General features: G+C 55.7%; 13 protein-coding genes. 6 read left to right on the top strand and 7 right to left on the bottom strand.

The features are described from left to right. Nucleotides 1-163: 163 nt before the first annotated feature. On the top strand, nucleotides 164-1,207 hold the full coding sequence (locus tag INF77_RS01875) for a GMP reductase (protein WP_193532381.1): 1,044 nt from the start codon (nucleotides 164-166) through the stop codon (nucleotides 1,205-1,207). A gap of 41 nt (nucleotides 1,208-1,248) precedes the next feature. On the opposite strand, the gene hofC is transcribed toward INF77_RS01875, so the two are convergent. From hofC to nadC, 4 genes are all read right to left on the bottom strand, one after another. Next, nucleotides 1,249-2,433 (bottom strand): protein transport protein HofC, encoded by a 1,185-nt coding sequence (hofC, locus tag INF77_RS01870; protein WP_193532380.1) that lies wholly within the window; start codon nucleotides 2,431-2,433, stop codon nucleotides 1,249-1,251. Beyond that, nucleotides 2,423-3,805, bottom strand: a complete 1,383-nt coding sequence (gene gspE, locus INF77_RS01865; protein WP_136343958.1) for a type II secretion system protein GspE — start codon at nucleotides 3,803-3,805, stop codon at nucleotides 2,423-2,425. The genes hofC and gspE overlap by 11 nt, the downstream gene beginning before the upstream one ends. Nucleotides 3,806-3,815: 10 nt before the next feature. After that, a complete protein-coding gene (ppdD, locus tag INF77_RS01860) occupies nucleotides 3,816-4,253 on the bottom strand; it encodes a prepilin peptidase-dependent pilin (protein ID WP_048960892.1) in 438 nt (145 codons plus the stop codon). A gap of 174 nt (nucleotides 4,254-4,427) precedes the next feature. Further along, the gene (nadC, locus tag INF77_RS01855) at nucleotides 4,428-5,321 is read right to left on the bottom strand and encodes a carboxylating nicotinate-nucleotide diphosphorylase (RefSeq protein ID WP_045259465.1); all 894 of its coding nucleotides are present in this window, start codon (nucleotides 5,319-5,321) and stop codon (nucleotides 4,428-4,430) included. An 87-nt stretch (nucleotides 5,322-5,408) separates the two neighbouring features. On the opposite strand from nadC, the gene ampD reads away from it, so the two are divergent. Together ampD and ampE are read left to right on the top strand one after the other, a co-directional pair. Then, nucleotides 5,409-5,960, top strand: coding sequence for a 1,6-anhydro-N-acetylmuramyl-L-alanine amidase AmpD (gene ampD / locus INF77_RS01850; protein ID WP_193532379.1), 552 nt, complete (start codon nucleotides 5,409-5,411; stop codon nucleotides 5,958-5,960). Nucleotides 5,961-5,969: 9 nt separating this feature from the next. After that, the gene (gene ampE, locus INF77_RS01845; protein ID WP_041911235.1) at nucleotides 5,970-6,824 is read left to right on the top strand and encodes a beta-lactamase regulator AmpE; all 855 of its coding nucleotides are present in this window, start codon (nucleotides 5,970-5,972) and stop codon (nucleotides 6,822-6,824) included. An 18-nt stretch (nucleotides 6,825-6,842) separates the two neighbouring features. Here ampE and INF77_RS01840 read toward each other — a convergent pair whose 3' ends face one another. The 3 genes from INF77_RS01840 to aroP all read right to left on the bottom strand — a co-directional run bounded on the left by INF77_RS01840 (nucleotide 6,843) and on the right by aroP (nucleotide 10,736). Further along, complete coding sequence (locus INF77_RS01840) at nucleotides 6,843-7,793, bottom strand: family 43 glycosylhydrolase (protein WP_193532378.1); 951 nt, start codon at nucleotides 7,791-7,793, stop codon at nucleotides 6,843-6,845. A 10-nt stretch (nucleotides 7,794-7,803) separates the two neighbouring features. After that, a complete protein-coding gene (locus INF77_RS01835; RefSeq protein WP_193532377.1) occupies nucleotides 7,804-9,201 on the bottom strand; it encodes a glycoside-pentoside-hexuronide (GPH):cation symporter in 1,398 nt (465 codons plus the stop codon). Between the two features lie 164 nt (nucleotides 9,202-9,365). Beyond that, nucleotides 9,366-10,736: an aromatic amino acid transporter AroP gene (gene aroP / locus INF77_RS01830; protein WP_028015528.1), complete on the bottom strand. Its 1,371-nt coding sequence runs from the start codon at nucleotides 10,734-10,736 to the stop codon at nucleotides 9,366-9,368. 537 nt (nucleotides 10,737-11,273) lie between these two features. Here aroP and pdhR point away from each other — a divergent pair. The 3 genes from pdhR to aceF all read left to right on the top strand — a co-directional run bounded on the left by pdhR (nucleotide 11,274) and on the right by aceF (nucleotide 16,738). Next, nucleotides 11,274-12,038 carry a pyruvate dehydrogenase complex transcriptional repressor PdhR gene (pdhR, locus tag INF77_RS01825; RefSeq protein ID WP_006173806.1) on the top strand — a complete coding sequence of 255 codons (765 nt, stop codon included), beginning with the start codon at nucleotides 11,274-11,276 and terminating at the stop codon, nucleotides 12,036-12,038. Nucleotides 12,039-12,161: 123 nt separating this feature from the next. Further along, complete coding sequence (aceE, locus tag INF77_RS01820; protein WP_028015529.1) at nucleotides 12,162-14,825, top strand: pyruvate dehydrogenase (acetyl-transferring), homodimeric type; 2,664 nt, start codon at nucleotides 12,162-12,164, stop codon at nucleotides 14,823-14,825. Nucleotides 14,826-14,839: 14 nt separating this feature from the next. Further along, nucleotides 14,840-16,738 (top strand): pyruvate dehydrogenase complex dihydrolipoyllysine-residue acetyltransferase, encoded by a 1,899-nt coding sequence (gene aceF / locus INF77_RS01815; RefSeq protein ID WP_193543064.1) that lies wholly within the window; start codon nucleotides 14,840-14,842, stop codon nucleotides 16,736-16,738. Nucleotides 16,739-16,775: the final 37 nt, after the last annotated feature.

Genomic DNA, 16,775 nt, shown 5'->3' with positions numbered 1-16,775 from the left:
AATTGTTTGATTCTCTTTACCGGCTTTTTACCAGGTAAATTTATAGGATTGTAGCGTAAAAAAAGAGAATTTCGCAGTCTTGCGGAGCAGGTATTAGTGCGTATGATAGCGTCACTGGAGTTGTGCTTTTAACATATTTGCCTCTAACCCCAGGAATCCGCACATGCGTATCGAAGAAGATCTGAAGTTAGGTTTCAAAGACGTTCTTATCCGCCCTAAACGCTCTACACTGAAAAGTCGCTCAGACGTTGAACTCGAACGTCAATTCACCTTTAAACACTCCGGTCAGACGTGGTCTGGCGTGCCAATCATTGCTGCCAACATGGATACAGTCGGTACCTTTGAGATGGCAACGGCGCTGGCTCAGTTCGATATTCTTACTGCAGTCCACAAGCACTACACTTCTGAAGAGTGGAATGCGTTTGTTGCGTCCGCCTCTGCTGACGTGGTGAAGCACGTGATGGTTTCCACCGGTACTTCCGACGCCGATTTCGAGAAAACCAAACAGATCCTGAATGCCAACCCGGCGCTTAGCTTCGTTTGTATTGATGTGGCGAACGGTTACTCCGAGCACTTCGTGCAGTTCGTCAGCAAGGCGCGCGAAGCCTGGCCGACCAAAACTATCATTGCGGGCAACGTGGTGACCGGTGAAATGTGTGAAGAGCTGATCCTTTCCGGTGCCGATATCGTGAAAGTGGGCATTGGCCCGGGCTCTGTATGCACCACGCGCGTGAAGACCGGAGTTGGTTATCCGCAGCTTTCCGCGGTCATTGAATGTGCCGACGCGGCGCACGGCCTGGGCGGCCAGATCATCAGCGACGGCGGTTGCACCATGCCGGGCGATGTCGCAAAGGCCTTTGGCGGCGGCGCGGACTTCGTGATGCTCGGCGGTATGCTGGCAGGCCACGAAGAGAGCGGCGGCACCGTGGTGGAAGAGAACGGCGAGAAATTCATGCTGTTCTACGGTATGAGCTCTGAATCCGCGATGACCCGCCACGTCGGTGGCGTGGCAAAATACCGTGCGGCAGAAGGCAAAACCGTGAAGCTGCCTCTGCGCGGCCCGGTTGAAAACACCGCGCGCGACATCCTGGGCGGCCTGCGCTCAGCCTGTACCTACGTGGGTGCATCCCGCCTGAAAGAGCTGACGAAACGCACAACGTTTATTCGCGTTCAGGAGCAGGAAAACCGCGTTTTCAATAGCCTGTAATGGCTTTCGCTGGCGCATACTCGTGCGCCAGCGCTGCTGCACTACCCCGCGCTCATCGCATCACCCAGATGGAAAATCGGCAGATACATTGCCACCACCAGCGTGCCGATGATAACCCCCGTAACAACCAGGAGCAGTGGCTCCAGAAGCGCCGCCAGGTTGTCTGCCCGTTGAAAGGTCTGTTCCGTGTGATGGCGAGCAAGGTTTGCCAGTATGACGTCCAGCGAACCTGACATCTCGCCGGTTCGTAAAAGCTGAATACAGAGCGGGGTAAACATTGCCGCCTTCTGAAAGGACGACCAGACGGGGAGACCTTTTTCAATGTTCTCGCGTATGCTGCGGAGTATTCCCTGCCAGTACCGGCTTTCAACAGTCTCTTCTACACTTTCAAGCCCCTGTAAGAATGCAATGCCCGCCTGCTGCGTGAGCGACAGCACGGTGAAGATCTGCCCCAGCTTTTGCCCTTTCGCCAGCGCGCCCATTACGGGAAAACTCAGCAGAATACGCTGCCAGCGAGGATGGTGTCGCAGAGGCCAGGCTGCGGTTACGGAAACAAGCAGCATCGTGAACAGCGCAATGGCATATGACTGCATAAACGCGGCTATCCCCATAACAATTCGCGTCAGCGCCGGAAGCGGGGTATTAAAGGTTTTGTAGATCGCGGCAAATTCGGGCAAAACCAGGGTGACCATTGCCAGCACGACGAGCACGGCCAGCGTCAGGACGATCGCCGGGTAGCGCAGCGCTTTTTTCACCTTCGCGCTGAGCTGCTGCTGCGCTTTTTGCTGCTCTGCAAGCTCTCGGCAGCACGCTTCAAGCTTCCCCGTTAGCTCTCCGGTTTTCACCATTGAGATATGCAGTGGGCTAAAGACTGCTGGCCACCGTTTGAGCGCCTCAGAAAAAGGACAGCCTTCACTGAGTTCATCGGCAACGTTTTGCAGTAGCCCCCGCCACGGTTCTACTGGATGTTGGTCTGCCAGCATTTGCAGACTATGCGCGAGCGTCAGCCCGGCCTGCAGGAGCGTTGCGAGCTGACGAAACATCTCGTAGCATTGATGTGGACGCCAGCGGTGCCTTTGAGCGCATCGGGTCAGGGCTAGAGGATGGAGGTCGTTACGCATCAGTCTGGTGAAGGCTGCGTTGCGGTCGGTGGCCCAGAGTACTCCGTTTCGGGGGGCTCCTTCAGTGGAGATTGCTCGCCAGCGCCAGAGTTGATTAGCAGCCATCGGGCATACCCAGAACACGCACTAACTCTTCAAGCGTGGTCATCCCTTGTTCAACGGCCATGCAGCCGTGTTCAAACAGCGAGATGAGTCCAGCCTGTCGGGCGCTGGCTTCAATCACCTCGGTGCCTGCCCCGCTGGCAATAGCCTGGCGCAGGGGATTATCGATCGCAAGTACTTCAAAAATGGCCACGCGCCCGTAAAAACCGTGATAACAACGATCGCAGCCTGCAGGCTGCCAGCGAGGAAGTTGCCGCGGCCAAACCGAGCGCGGCAGGTCCGTATGCTCCCCTGTTTTCTGTCGGCAGTGCGGGCAAAGGCGCCGAACCAGCCGCTGGGCAATCACCATCGAAAGCGCGGAAGAGATCATCCAGCGCGCCACGCCCATCTGCTCCAGACGAATGAGGGTTTCCGTCGTCGAGTTGGTGTGCAGCGTCGACAATACCAGATGCCCGGTCTGCGCGGCTTTAATGGCAATTTCTGCCGTTTCACCATCGCGAATTTCCCCTACCATAATGATGTCCGGATCCTGACGGAGCAGCGCTCTCAGTACGCTCTGGAATGTTAAGCCCGCGCGGGGGTTAACCTGCGTCTGATTTAACCCCGCAAGCGGGATCTCGATGGGATCCTCCACGCTGCAGATGTTGACGTCAGGGGTGTTACGCGCCTGCAGCGCGCTGTAGAGCGTTACGGTTTTGCCGCTGCCCGTCGGGCCGGTGACCAGAATTAGCCCCTGAGGCTGGTGGAGTACCTCATTAAAACAGGCCAGCTGTTTAGCGCTCATGCCAAGCGCGTTCGGCTCCAGCGCCTGCTGAACCTGATGTAGCAAACGCAGCACAATTTTCTCACCGCCATTGCAGGGAAGCGTGGCGATACGAAACGAGACCGGCTCGTTTGTCAGCTCAATCGTAAACTGACCGTCCTGAGGTAAGCGCCGTTCCGCAATATCCAGATTACCCAGCACTTTTAACCGGGCGCTGAGCATCGTCGCCAGCGCGGCGGAAAGGGGAGGCTGCGGATAAAGTACCCCGTCGATACGTAAGCGGATCTGGCACGCGTGCTCCATTGGTTCGATATGGATGTCAGACGCGCGCTGGTTTACTGCCTGCTGCAGCGTATGGTTGAGGATGTCCACCGCGGAGTGGGGTTGCGAAACGACGGGCAGATGCGATTGCGCGGTTAACTGCCGGTGCTTTTCCATGCGTTCAGCGCTCCAGCATTCGATATCAATCCGCTTCTGGGTCGCGAAGCGCAGGGCCTCCATCAGTTCAGGCGCGGGGGTTCCCACGACGGCGATGCTAATCATGTCGCTGTCGCTGGTGAGCAGCAGGGCATGGTGGCGAAAACAAAGCGCCACGAGTTGATCGGTGTTCATTATCCGCTCCTTAGTTAGTGTCGAAGCGGAAGACGTCTTCGCAGGCCTGCTTAAGCGCGCTGTCAGCACTGATATTGCAGTCACGCGTCCAGCCCGTCATACCGTTGCCGTTGCTCCACTGCGGCGTCATGGTTACCGTCAGCCCGTTCAGGCTCTCCTGGCCTGTTAAGGTCACGATCCCTTTCGCCACGCTCATTTCTGAAACGTAACGCGTCGTGGCAGGAGAGGGAATACCGTTACTGCCGGCATCGCAGCTCTCCACGCCGCCGCGATCGAGCGCGCAAAGCTCAATGGCAGTGCGATAGGGAACGAAAGTTTGCAGCATATCGGTGAGGGCTGCTTTACGCAGGTAGTTCTGATAGGCGGGAACGCCGATGGCGCTCAGAATCGCAATGATGCCAATGACCACCATCAGCTCAATGAGTGTGAATCCTTGTTGTCTGTCCATATCTGCTCCTTATGCAAAGTGGCGCTACTTTGTCAGCGGGACAGGGCAGAAACGAGGGGCAAAAAAGAGAACGAGAAAGGAGCTTCAGAGAATTCATTCCGTGTTGCAGAGAAGGACAATGGATTTGCGAGCGAGGCTGAAATTCCCCTCTCCGGGCAGAGAGGGGAGCGTGCGTTATTTGAAGCGCATTGAGAGATCGAGGGCGCGAACGTGCTTGGTCAGCGCGCCAACGGAGATGTAATCCACGCCAGTTTCGGCGAACTCACGGATCGTCTCGAAAGTGACGTTTCCGGAGACTTCAAGCTGGGCCCGGCCGTTGGTCAGTTTCACCGCCTCGCGCATCTGCTCCGTCTCGAAGTTATCGAGCATGATGATATCGGCCCCGGCCTTGATCGCCTGCTCCAGCTCTTCCAGGCTTTCGACCTCCACCTCAACCGGCACATCCGGATGCAGCCAGAAGGCCTTTTCCACCGCCTGACGCACGGAGCCAGAAGCAATAATGTGGTTCTCTTTAATCAGGAAAGCATCGGATAAGCCCAGACGATGGTTTGCGCCGCCGCCGCAGAGCACCGCGTACTTCAGCGCAGTGCGCAGGCCCGGCAGCGTTTTGCGGGTATCAAGCAGCTGGGTACGGGTGCCGGCCAGCAGGTCAACGTAGCGGCGCACTTCACTGGCGACGCCAGAGAGCGTTTGGACAAAATTGAGCGCGGTACGCTCGCCGGTCAGTAATACGCGGGAAGGACCGTCCAGCTCGAACAGCGGCTGATTGGCGGTCACTGCATCACCATCATCAACGTGCCATGTCACCTGTACATCGTCACCCGCCAGCTGAGTAAAGACCTCTTCAACCCAACGCTTGCCGCAGAAAACGCCCTCCTCACGGGTGATAATGACCGCGTGCGAGCGTGTCTCTTTTGGCAACAATTGTGCGGTAATATCTTTATCGGCGTTAACGTCACCCCCCAGGTCTTCTTTCAACGCATGGGCGACGCTTGCCGGAATATCCATATTAATACGTTCCAGAAGCGCTTCACGTCGGTGGTCGGGGTTGTAGCGGCGAGGCGGCATGATAAAACTCCAAATTGGTAACGAATCATAATATTGAAACATGCTACTCTGAACCGAGTCATTGCACCATACAGAAGGAGTTCCAGCATGTTGTTAGAAAACGGATGGCTTGTGGATGCGCGGCATGTGCCCTCGCCGCACCACGACTGCCGCCCGGAGGATGAAAAGCCCACACTGCTGGTGGTTCATAATATTAGCCTCCCGCCGGGTGAGTTTGGCGGCCCGTGGATCGATGCGTTATTCACGGGAACGATAGATCCCAATGCTCATCCCTTCTTCGCTGAGATTGCGCATCTGCGCGTGTCGGCTCACTGCCTGATTCGCCGTGATGGTGAGGTGGTTCAGTATGTTCCTTTTGATAAGCGCGCCTGGCATGTCGGGGTATCGATGTATCACGGGCGCGAACGGTGCAACGATTTCTCGATTGGGATTGAGCTGGAAGGCACGGATACTACCCCCTACACCGATGCCCAGTATCAGCAGCTGGTTGCTATTACCCACACGCTTATCGGACTCTACCCGGCAATCGCCGACAATATTACCGGGCACAGCGATATCGCACCGGCGAGAAAAACCGATCCCGGCCCGGCATTTGACTGGCCGCGGTTTCGCGCCATGCTTGCCGCGTCGTCAGAATAAGGAGATACCATGACGTTGTTTACCATGCTGCTGGTTATCATCGCCGAACGCCTGTTCAAGCTCGGCGAGCACTGGCAACTGGATCACCGGCTGGAGGTGTTATTCCGCCGCATCAAGCACTTTTCCATGCTGCGCACGCTGCTGATGATGGCGGGCGTCATGCTGATTACCTTCCTGCTGCTGCGCTCGCTGTACGGACTCTTTTTTAACGTGCCGCTGCTGGTGGTGTGGATCCTGCTCGGCGTGCTGTGCATCGGTGCGGGCAAGGTGCGTTTGCACTATCACGCCTACCTGAAAGCCGCCTCCCGTGACGATGCGCACGCGCGCGGCGCGATGGCGAGCGAGCTGACGATGATCCACGGCGTGCCGCCGGACTGCGACGAGCGCGAGTTCCTGCGCGAGCTGCAAAACGCGCTGCTGTGGATTAACTTCCGCTACTACCTTGCTCCGCTGTTCTGGTTTGTGGTGGGCGGCCCCTGGGGGCCGGTACTGCTGATGGGCTATTCGTTCCTGCGCGCCTGGCAGACCTGGCTTGCCCGTTATCTGACGCCGCATGAGCGTTTGCTGTCCGGCATTGATGCCATCCTGCACGTGCTCGACTGGCTTCCGGTGCGTCTGGTGGGCGTGGTGTACGCCTTAATTGGCCACGGTGAAAAAGCGCTGCCCGCATGGTTCGCTTCTCTTGGGGACCGCCATACGTCCCAGTACCAGGTGTTGACGCGCCTGGCGCAGTTCTCGCTGGCGCGCGAACCGCATACCGACAAGATCGAAACGCCAAAAGCCGCCGTTTCAATGGCGAAGAAAACCTCGTTTGTTGTGGTGGTGATTGTGGCGCTGCTGACGATTTACGGCACGCTGGTGTAACCCAGCGCGCCGCAGACGCTATAACGTATCCGCAGGCGGGATGCCGAAATCAGGCATCCCGTTTTCGTCCCAGCGGACAAGCTTCAGGCGGGTATGACGGTTCGGATCGTAAAGCGGATCGCCTTCAATTTCGGTGTAATTTCTTGCGTGGTACACCAATACATCTTCCCCTTCCGACGTTTGCGTAAAGCTGTTGTGGCCTGGCCCGTACTGGCGGTTCTCGTAGCTGGTGACGAAAACCGGGCGAGGGGATTTGTGCCAGTTTGCCGGGTTTTGCGGATCGGCGTTCAGGTCTATCCACAGTAACCCCATGCAGTAGTTCTCATCGGTGGCGCTGGCGGAGTAGCTGATAAACAGCTTATCGCCGTGAACCAGCACCGCCGGACCTTCGTTGACCCAGAAACCACGGCATTCCCAGTCGTATTCTGGCTTGCTGAGCATCACCGGCTCGCCTTTCAGCGTCCACGGGTTATCCATTTCACACAGATAGAGGTTAGAGTTACCGGAAATATCCGGGGCTTTTTGCGCCCACAGGTACCAGCGTTTGCCCTGATGAACAAAGGTGGTGGCGTCCAGGGCGAAGGTGTCGAACGGGGTGTTGATTTGCCCTTTCTCGATCCAGGTACCGCTGAGCGGATCGCGGTCCGCACACTCAATCGCAAACATGCGGTGCTGGAACATCCCGAGCGCGTCTAGCGCCTGGGTGTGCGTCGCGGCAAAATAGATGTACCACTTGCCGTCAACGTGGTGCAGTTCTGGCGCCCAGATTAGCTGGCTCATCGGGCCGGTCTCGGGTTTGCGCCAGACCACTACCTCTTCAGCGTCGCGTAGTCCTTCCAGCGAGTCCGCGCGGCGGATCGCCAGCCTGTCGTACTGCGGCACGGAGGCAATAAAATAGTACTGTCCCTCATGGCGTAAAATGTACGGGTCGGCGCGTTGTTCGATAAACGGGTTTGGCCAGTTATACATGCGGCTTTCCTTATTTAGTCTCAGCGGCTTTGAGTTCCTGATAGTCATTCAGCTCGCGGTAATTGTTGCGGCGTTTTTCCAGATCGGCCTGGATCTGCTTCATGGTCTCACGGTCCACTTTCAGCAGACGTACCACCCCAGCGGTAATTAAGTATCCAATGCCCGGAATGACGGTAAAGAGCAGCACGATCCCGTTGATGGCGTCCGCGCTTTGCGCTTTTGCGCCCGCGTCATAACCGTACCAGGAGAGCAGGAAGCCGACCATCGCCCCGGCAATCGCCAGGCCAAGTTTCAGGAAGAAGATGTTACCCGAGAAGCTGATCCCGGTGATGCGCTTCCCGGTTTTCCATTCGCCGTAGTCGTCCACGTCGGCCATCAGCGACCAGTGCAGCGGAGACGGGATCTGGTGCAGGATGTTAAGCAGGACGTAGAGCACCACGATGGTAACGGTGGCTTTCGGGTCGAAGAAATAGAAGGCGCAGGAGAATGCCGCCAGCACGATATTGGTCCAGAAGAAGACCTTCAGCTTACACCAGCGGTCGGTCAGCACTTTCGCCAGCACGCTGCCAAGCATCATGCCGACAACGCCCAGGCTGATAAACAGCGTGGCGAAGTGGGTGCTCTGGCCCATCACCCAGGTGACGTAATACATGGTCGCCGCCATGCGGATAAAGCCCGGGCAGACGTTGCACAGCGTGAGCAGCAGAATGCGCACCCACTGGTCGTTTTTCCACACGTCTTTCAGGTCGTTTTTCAGTTCGTCGTTGGTTTGCACTGCCGGGCGCACGCGCTCGCGCACGGTGGCGAAGCAGAACAGGAACATACAGGTACCAATCAGCGCCAGGACGGTCATCGCCATCTGGTAGCCTTTGGCTTTGTTATCCCCGCCAAACCAGTCGGCCATCGGCAGCAGCGTTAAGGAGAGCAGCAGCGTGGCGATGCCGACCAGCACGAAGCGATACGACTGGCAGGCCACGCGCTCTTTTGGATCGTTGGTGATCACTCCACCTAACGAGCAGTAAGGGATGTTGATGGCCGTATAGGTTAACGAGAGCAGGAAGTAGGTGACAAACGCATAGATAACTTTGCTGTTATAGCTCCACTCCGGGGTGGTGAACATCAGAATGCTGAACAGCGCGTAGGGGAACGCAATCCACAGCAGCCATGGACGAAACCGGCCATATTTACTGCGGGTACGGTCGGCAATCGCCCCCATAATCGGGTCCGTTACGGCGTCAATTACGCGGACGGACAGCAGCAGCACGCCGACCAGCGCAGGCGCCAGGCCAAAAATATCCGTATAGAAATAGTTAACAAACAGCATGATGGCGCCGAAGATGATGTTGCATCCCGCGTCGCCCATCCCATAGCCGATCTTTTCTTTTACTGACAGTTTGTTGTTATCCATCGACAGCTCTCCGGTTTACGGTATGGGGAGAATTATTCGCTGGCAAAGGAATATATGCGTTGCAGTATCAGGGCGGTGATATGGATAAATGTGCTGTTGGCGTGAAAGTGTGAAGGAGGTAACAACGCGCGGCACCCTCAAAAACAGGTGCCGCGGCGAGAGGTTTAGTGCGCCTTCATGGCATTACGGCTTTTCTGGCTGAAGAGATAGCCAACGCCAAGGATCGCAATCCAGACCGGGATCAGGTAGACGGAAATCGCCATGCCCGGCGTGATCAGCATGATCACCAGCACGGCCGCCATAAACAGCAGGCAAATCCAGTTACCCAGCGGATAGAGCAGGGCAGGGAAGCGCGTGGTGACGCCCTGCTGCTGTTTCGCGCGGCGGAACTTCATGTGCGCCAGGCTGATCATCGCCCAGTTGATAACCAGAGCGGAGACTACCAGCGCCATCAGCAGGCCAAACGCCGATTCCGGTGCCATGTAGTTAATCAGCACGCACAGCGCGGTCACGATGGCTGAAACAATGATGGTATTCACCGGCACGCCGCGTTTATCCACGTTGAGCAGCATCTTCGGCGCGTTGCCCTGCTGGGCCAGGCCGAACAGCATACGGCTGTTGCAGTATACGCAGCTGTTGTAAACGGAGAGCGCTGCGGTCAGCACCACGATGTTCAGGGCGTTGGCGACAAAGGTATCGCCCAGCTCGTGGAAGATGAGAACAAACGGGCTGGTGTCAGCGGTCACGCGCGTCCACGGCAGCAGGGAGAGCAGCACGGCCAGTGAGCCCACATAGAAGATCAGAATACGGTAGATAACCTGATTTGTGGCTTTCGGAATGCTTTGCTCCGGGTTATCGGCTTCGGCAGCGGTAATACCCACCAGCTCCAGGCCGCCGAAGGAGAACATAATGATTGCCATCATCATCACCAGACCGGTCATGCCGTGAGGCAGGAAGCCGCCCTGTTCCCAGAGGTTACGCACGGTAGCCTGCGGGCCGCCGTTGCCGCTGAACAGCAGCCAGCCACCGAAGATGATCATCGCCACAACGGCAATGACTTTGATAATGGCAAACCAGAACTCCATCTCGCCGAATACTTTTACGTTGGTCAGGTTAATGGCGTTGATAATCACGAAGAAGGCTGCAGCAGACGCCCAGGTGGGGATCTCCGGATACCAGAACTGAATGTACTTCCCGACGGCGGTCAGCTCGGCCATAGCAACCAGAACGTACAGCACCCAGTAGTTCCAGCCGGAGGCGAAGCCCGCAAAGCTGCCCCAGTATTTGTAGGCAAAGTGGCTGAACGAGCCTGCGACCGGCTCTTCAACGACCATTTCGCCAAGCTGGCGCATGATCAGAAAAGCGATGAAACCCGCAATCGCGTAACCCAAAATAATACCCGGACCGGCTGACTGGATAACGGATGCGCTGCCCAGAAACAGGCCGGTACCAATCGCACCGCCCAGTGCGATGAGCTGTATATGGCGGTTTTTAAGTCCGCGCTTTAGCTGATCGCCGTGCTGTTGAGCTTCCATTTGAAACCTCGTGTGTGGTTGTTATGTTCACGCTGTGCGTGTGTAATTATGAAAGTCCATATTCTGTATTTATTTCTTTACGGTTAAACAAACCGAAAAAAGCGGAGATGACTTCCGTAAGCGCCAGAATAGTGGTAAGCGACTGCGAATGCACCTGCTTTATGAAGGGATGCTGACGACTTGAATAAAAAGAAAGCATTTGTAAATCGGCCCGCTTATTCTTCCTAACCCAACCTATAGAATAGAAATGCTTCTTAAGTGGGCGAATTTTCATTATTTGCCATGTTGAATCGCTTCAGATTGCAAAACCCCTCGTTTCATTATGGTTAAAACTCCCTCTTTGGGAGTAATCAACTCATTTGTGCAAAGTTACATTTCTGAAACGTTATTTCTGTAAGGTTGTTAAAATGTGCAGGGTTTACTGATTTCAATCAAAACCAATATGGACAGAAGGTGAATACTTTGTTACTTTAGCGATACGAACTAGAAATTGGTAAGACCAATTGACTCCGGGCAAAAAGGCGTAAGACAGGGAATATGGCCTACAGCAAAATTCGCCAACCAAAACTATCTGATGTGATTGAGCAGCAGCTGGAGTTTTTAATCCTCGAAGGGACTCTGCGCCCGGGTGAGAAACTTCCGCCAGAACGCGAGCTGGCAAAACAGTTCGACGTTTCACGTCCCTCTCTGCGTGAGGCGATTCAACGCCTCGAAGCAAAGGGCTTGCTGCTTCGTCGCCAGGGCGGCGGAACCTTTGTGCAAAACAGCCTGTGGCAGAGCTTCAGCGATCCGCTGGTAGAACTTCTCTCTGACCACCCAGAATCCCAGTTTGACCTGCTTGAGACCCGTCACGCGCTTGAAGGTATTGCGGCCTATTACGCCGCCCTTCGCAGCACTGATGAAGATCGCGTGCGTATCCGCGAACTGCATCAGGCCATTGAACGGGCACAGCAGTCCGGCGATTTAGACGCCGAGTCCAGCGCCGTTGTCCAGTATCAAATCGCCGTCACCGAAGCGGCACACAACGTGGTGCTCCTCCATCTGCTACGCTGCATGGAGCCGATGCTGGCCCAGAACGTTCGTCAGAATTTTGAATTGTTGTATGCCCGTCGGGAGATGCTTCCGCTGGTAAGCAACCATCGCACCCGAGTATTCGAGGCGATAATGGCCGGGGAGCCGGAGCAGGCGCGCGAAGCGTCGCACCGTCACCTGGCTTTCATTGAGGAAATCTTGCTGGACCGCAGCCGTGAACAATCGCGTCGCGAACGTTCATTACGCCGCATACAGCAACGAAAGGATTAAGCGCCAGGTACTTTTAGAGCGCGGCAACTAAACGCAGAACCTGTCTTATTGTGTTCTTGCCCAAGAGCACAATGGGACAGGTTCCAGACAAATCAACGTATTAGATAGATAAGGAATACCCCCATGTCAGAACGTCTCCAAAATGACGTGGATCCGATCGAAACTCGCGACTGGCTACAGGCGATCGAATCGGTCATCCGTGAAGAAGGTGTTGAGCGCGCTCAGTATCTGATTGATCAGCTGCTTTCTGAAGCCCGCAAAGGCGGCGTGAAAGTTGCTTCAGGTGCAGGGGCTAGCAACTACGTAAACACGATTGCCGTTGAAGACGAACCGGAATACCCGGGCAATCTGGATCTGGAACGTCGTATCCGTTCTGCAATCCGCTGGAACGCCATCATGACCGTTCTGCGCGCGTCCAAGAAAGACCTGGAACTGGGTGGCCACATGGCGTCCTTCCAGTCTTCTGCGACCGTTTACGAAGTGTGCTTCAACCACTTCTTCCGTGCAGCGAACGAGAAAGACGGCGGCGATCTGGTGTACTTCCAGGGCCACATCTCTCCGGGCATCTATGCACGTGCATTCCTGGAAGGTCGTCTGACTGAAGAGCAGATGAACAACTTCCGTCAGGAAGTTCACGGTAAAGGTCTGTCTTCTTATCCGCACCCTAAACTGATGCCTGAATTCTGGCAGTTCCCGACCGTATCTATGGGTCTGGGCCCAATCGGTGCGATCTACCAGGCTAAATTCCTGAAGTATCTGGAACACCGTGGTCTGAAAGACACCTCTGAGCAGACCGTTTATGCCTTCCTGGGCGACGGTGAGATGGATGAGCCAGAATCTAAAGGTGCGATCACCATCGCAACCCGTGAGAAGCTGGACAACCTGTGCTTCATCATCAACTGTAACCTGCAGCGTCTGGATGGTCCGGTAACCGGTAACGGCAAGATCATCAACGAACTGGAAGGCATCTTCGCAGGTGCTGGCTGGAACGTGATCAAAGTCATGTGGGGTTCCCGTTGGGACGAACTGCTGCGTAAAGACACCAGCGGTAAACTGATCCAGCTGATGAACGAAACCGTTGACGGCGATTATCAGACCTTCAAATCCAAAGACGGTGCCTACGTGCGTGAGCACTTCTTCGGTAAATACCCTGAAACCGCAGCGCTGGTTGCCGACTGGACTGATGAGCAGATCTGGGCCCTGAACCGCGGTGGTCACGATCCGAAGAAAATTTACGCTGCACTGAAAAAAGCGCGTGAAACCAAAGGTAAAGCGACTGTAATCCTGGCCCACACCATCAAAGGTTACGGCATGGGTGATACCGCAGAAGGTAAAAACATCGCTCACCAGGTTAAGAAAATGAACATGGACGGCGTGCGCTATATCCGCGACCGTTTCAACGTTCCAGTGACCGATGAGCAGGTAGAAAACCTGTCTTACATCACCTTCCCGGAAGGCTCTGAAGAGCACAAGTACCTGCACGAACGTCGTCAGGCGCTGAAAGGCTATCTGCCAGCTCGTCAGCCTAACTTCACCGAGAAGCTGGAACTGCCAGCGCTGGAAGACTTCTCTCAGCTGCTGGAAGAGCAGAACAAAGAGATCTCTACCACTATCGCTTTCGTTCGTGCCCTGAACGTGATGCTGAAGAACAAGTCGATCAAAGATCGTCTGGTGCCAATCATCGCCGACGAAGCGCGTACTTTCGGTATGGAAGGTCTGTTCCGTCAGATCGGTATTTACAGCCCGAACGGCCAGCAGTACACCCCGCAGGACCGTGAGCAGGTTGCATACTACAAAGAAGACGAGAAAGGTCAGATTCTGCAGGAAGGTATCAACGAGCTGGGCGCAGGCGCATCCTGGCTGGCTGCTGCGACTTCATACAGCACCAACAACCTGCCGATGATTCCGTTCTACATTTACTACTCCATGTTCGGGTTCCAGCGTATCGGTGACCTGTGCTGGCAGGCAGGCGACCAGCAGGCTCGCGGCTTCCTGATCGGTGGTACTTCCGGTCGTACGACCCTGAACGGTGAAGGTCTGCAGCACGAAGATGGCCACAGCCACATTCAGTCTCTGACTATTCCTAACTGTATCTCTTACGACCCGTCTTACGCGTACGAAGTTGCTGTCATCATGCATGACGGTCTGCAGCGCATGTACGGTGAAGCGCAAGAGAACATTTACTACTACATCACCACCCTGAACGAAAACTACCACATGCCGGCAATGCCAGCAGGTGCCGAGGAAGGTATCCGTAAAGGTATCTACAAACTCGAAACCATTGAAGGGAGCAAAGGTAAAGTTCAGCTGCTGGGCTCCGGTTCTATCCTGCGTCACGTTCGTGAAGCAGCGCAGATCCTGGCGAAAGACTACGGTGTGGGTTCCGACGTTTACTCTGTGACTTCCTTCACCGAACTGGCGCGTGATGGCCAGGATTGTGAGCGCTGGAACATGCTGCACCCAATGGAAACCCCACGCGTACCGTACATCGCTCAGGTGATGAACGACGCGCCAGCGGTGGCGTCTACTGACTATATGAAACTGTTCGCTGAGCAGGTTCGTACTTACGTTCCAGCTGATGATTATCGCGTACTGGGTACTGACGGCTTCGGTCGTTCTGACAGCCGCGAAAACCTGCGTCACCACTTCGAAGTTGATGCTTCTTACGTGGTTGTAGCAGCACTGGGCGAACTGGCTAAACGTGGCGAAATCGATAAGAAAGTGGTTGCGGACGCAATTACCAAATTCAACATCGATGCAGAAAAAGTTAACCCGCGTCTGGCGTAAGAGGTAAAAGAATAATGGCTATCGAAATCAATGTACCGGACATCGGGGCTGATGAAGTTGAAATCACCGAGATCCTGGTCAAAGTGGGCGACAAAGTTGAAGCTGAACAGTCGCTGATCACCGTAGAAGGCGACAAAGCCTCTATGGAAGTCCCGTCTCCTCAGGCTGGCATCGTTAAAGAGATCAAAGTCTCCGTTGGCGATAAAACCGAGACTGGCAAACTGATCATGATTTTCGATTCCGCCGACGGTGCAGCAGCAGCTGCACCTGCGCAGGAAGAGAAGAAAGAAGCCGCTGCGGCCGCCGCTGCTCCAGCAGCGGCCGCAGCAGCGAAAGAAGTGAACGTGCCTGACATCGGCGGTGACGAAGTTGAAGTCACTGAAATCCTGGTGAAAGTGGGCGATACCGTTGCGGCCGAGCAGTCACTGATCACCGTAGAAGGCGACAAAGCCTCTATGGAAGTACCAGCGCCATTCGCCGGTACCGTAAAAGAGATCAAGATCAACACCGGCGATAAAGTGTCTACCGGGTCGCTTATCATGATCTTCGAAGTGGCGGGTGCTGCACCTGCTGCCGCGCCTGCACAGGCCGCTGCTCCGGCTCCGGCCGCTGCACCAGCCGCTGCTGGCGGTGCGAAAGACGTTAACGTACCGGACATCGGCGGTGACGAAGTTGAAGTCACCGAAGTGATGGTAAAAGTGGGCGACAAAGTTGCCGCTGAACAGTCACTGATCACCGTTGAAGGCGACAAGGCTTCCATGGAAGTGCCTGCGCCGTTCGCCGGTACCGTTAAAGAGATCAAAATCAGCACCGGCGATAAAGTGTCTACCGGCTCCCTGATCATGGTCTTCGAAGTGGAAGGCGCTGCGCCTGCCGCAGCTCCGGCTGCCGCGGCTGCTCCAGCACCGGCTGCTGCACCGGCTCAGGCTGCTAAACCAGCCGCTGCCCCTGCTGCAAAAGCAGAAAAATCAGAGTTCGCTGAAAACGACGCTTACGTCCACGCGACTCCGCTGATTCGTCGCCTGGCGCGCGAATTCGGTGTGAACCTGGCGAAAGTGAAAGGGACCGGCCGTAAGGGTCGTATCCTGCGCGAAGACGTTCAGGCCTACGTGAAAGACGCGGTGAAACGCGCCGAAGCTGCACCAGCTGCAGCCGCTGGCGGCGGTATCCCGGGCATGCTGCCATGGCCGAAAGTGGACTTCAGCAAGTTCGGCGAAATCGAAGAAGTTGAACTGGGCCGTATCCAGAAAATCTCGGGTGCTAACCTGAGCCGTAACTGGGTAATGATCCCGCACGTTACGCACTTCGATAAGACCGATATCACCGATCTGGAAGCGTTCCGTAAGCAGCAGAACGCCGAAGCCGAGAAGCGTAAGCTGGACGTGAAATTCACCCCAGTGGTCTTCATCATGAAAGCCGTTGCCGCTGCTCTGGAGCAGATGCCACGCTTCAACAGCTCCCTGTCCGAAGACGGCCAGAAGCTGACGCTGAAGAAATACATCAACATCGGTGTTGCGGTTGATACGCCAAATGGTCTGGTTGTTCCGGTATTCAAAGACGTGAACAAGAAGAGCATCACTGAGCTGTCCCGTGAACTGACCACCATCTCCAAGAAAGCGCGTGATGGTAAGCTGACTGCCGGCGAAATGCAGGGCGGCTGCTTCACTATCTCCAGCATCGGCGGCCTGGGTACCACCCACTTCGCGCCGATTGTGAACGCGCCGGAAGTGGCTATCCTCGGTGTGTCCAAGTCCGCGATGGAGCCGGTGTGGAATGGCAAAGAGTTCGTGCCGCGTCTGATGATGCCAATCTCTCTGTCCTTCGACCACCGCGTGATCGACGGGGCTGATGGTGCGCGTTTCATCACCATCATCAACAACATGCTGAGCGACATTCGCCGCCTGGTGATGTAATCGAAAAGCCGGCCAGTCGGCCGGCTTTTTTCTGATA

Source organism: Enterobacter cloacae complex sp. P1B (assembly GCF_014982345.1).
GTDB lineage: Bacteria > Pseudomonadota > Gammaproteobacteria > Enterobacterales > Enterobacteriaceae > Enterobacter > Enterobacter bugandensis.
Note: the sequence above shows the minus strand (reverse complement) of the source record. Positions and strands in the feature narration are given on the sequence as shown.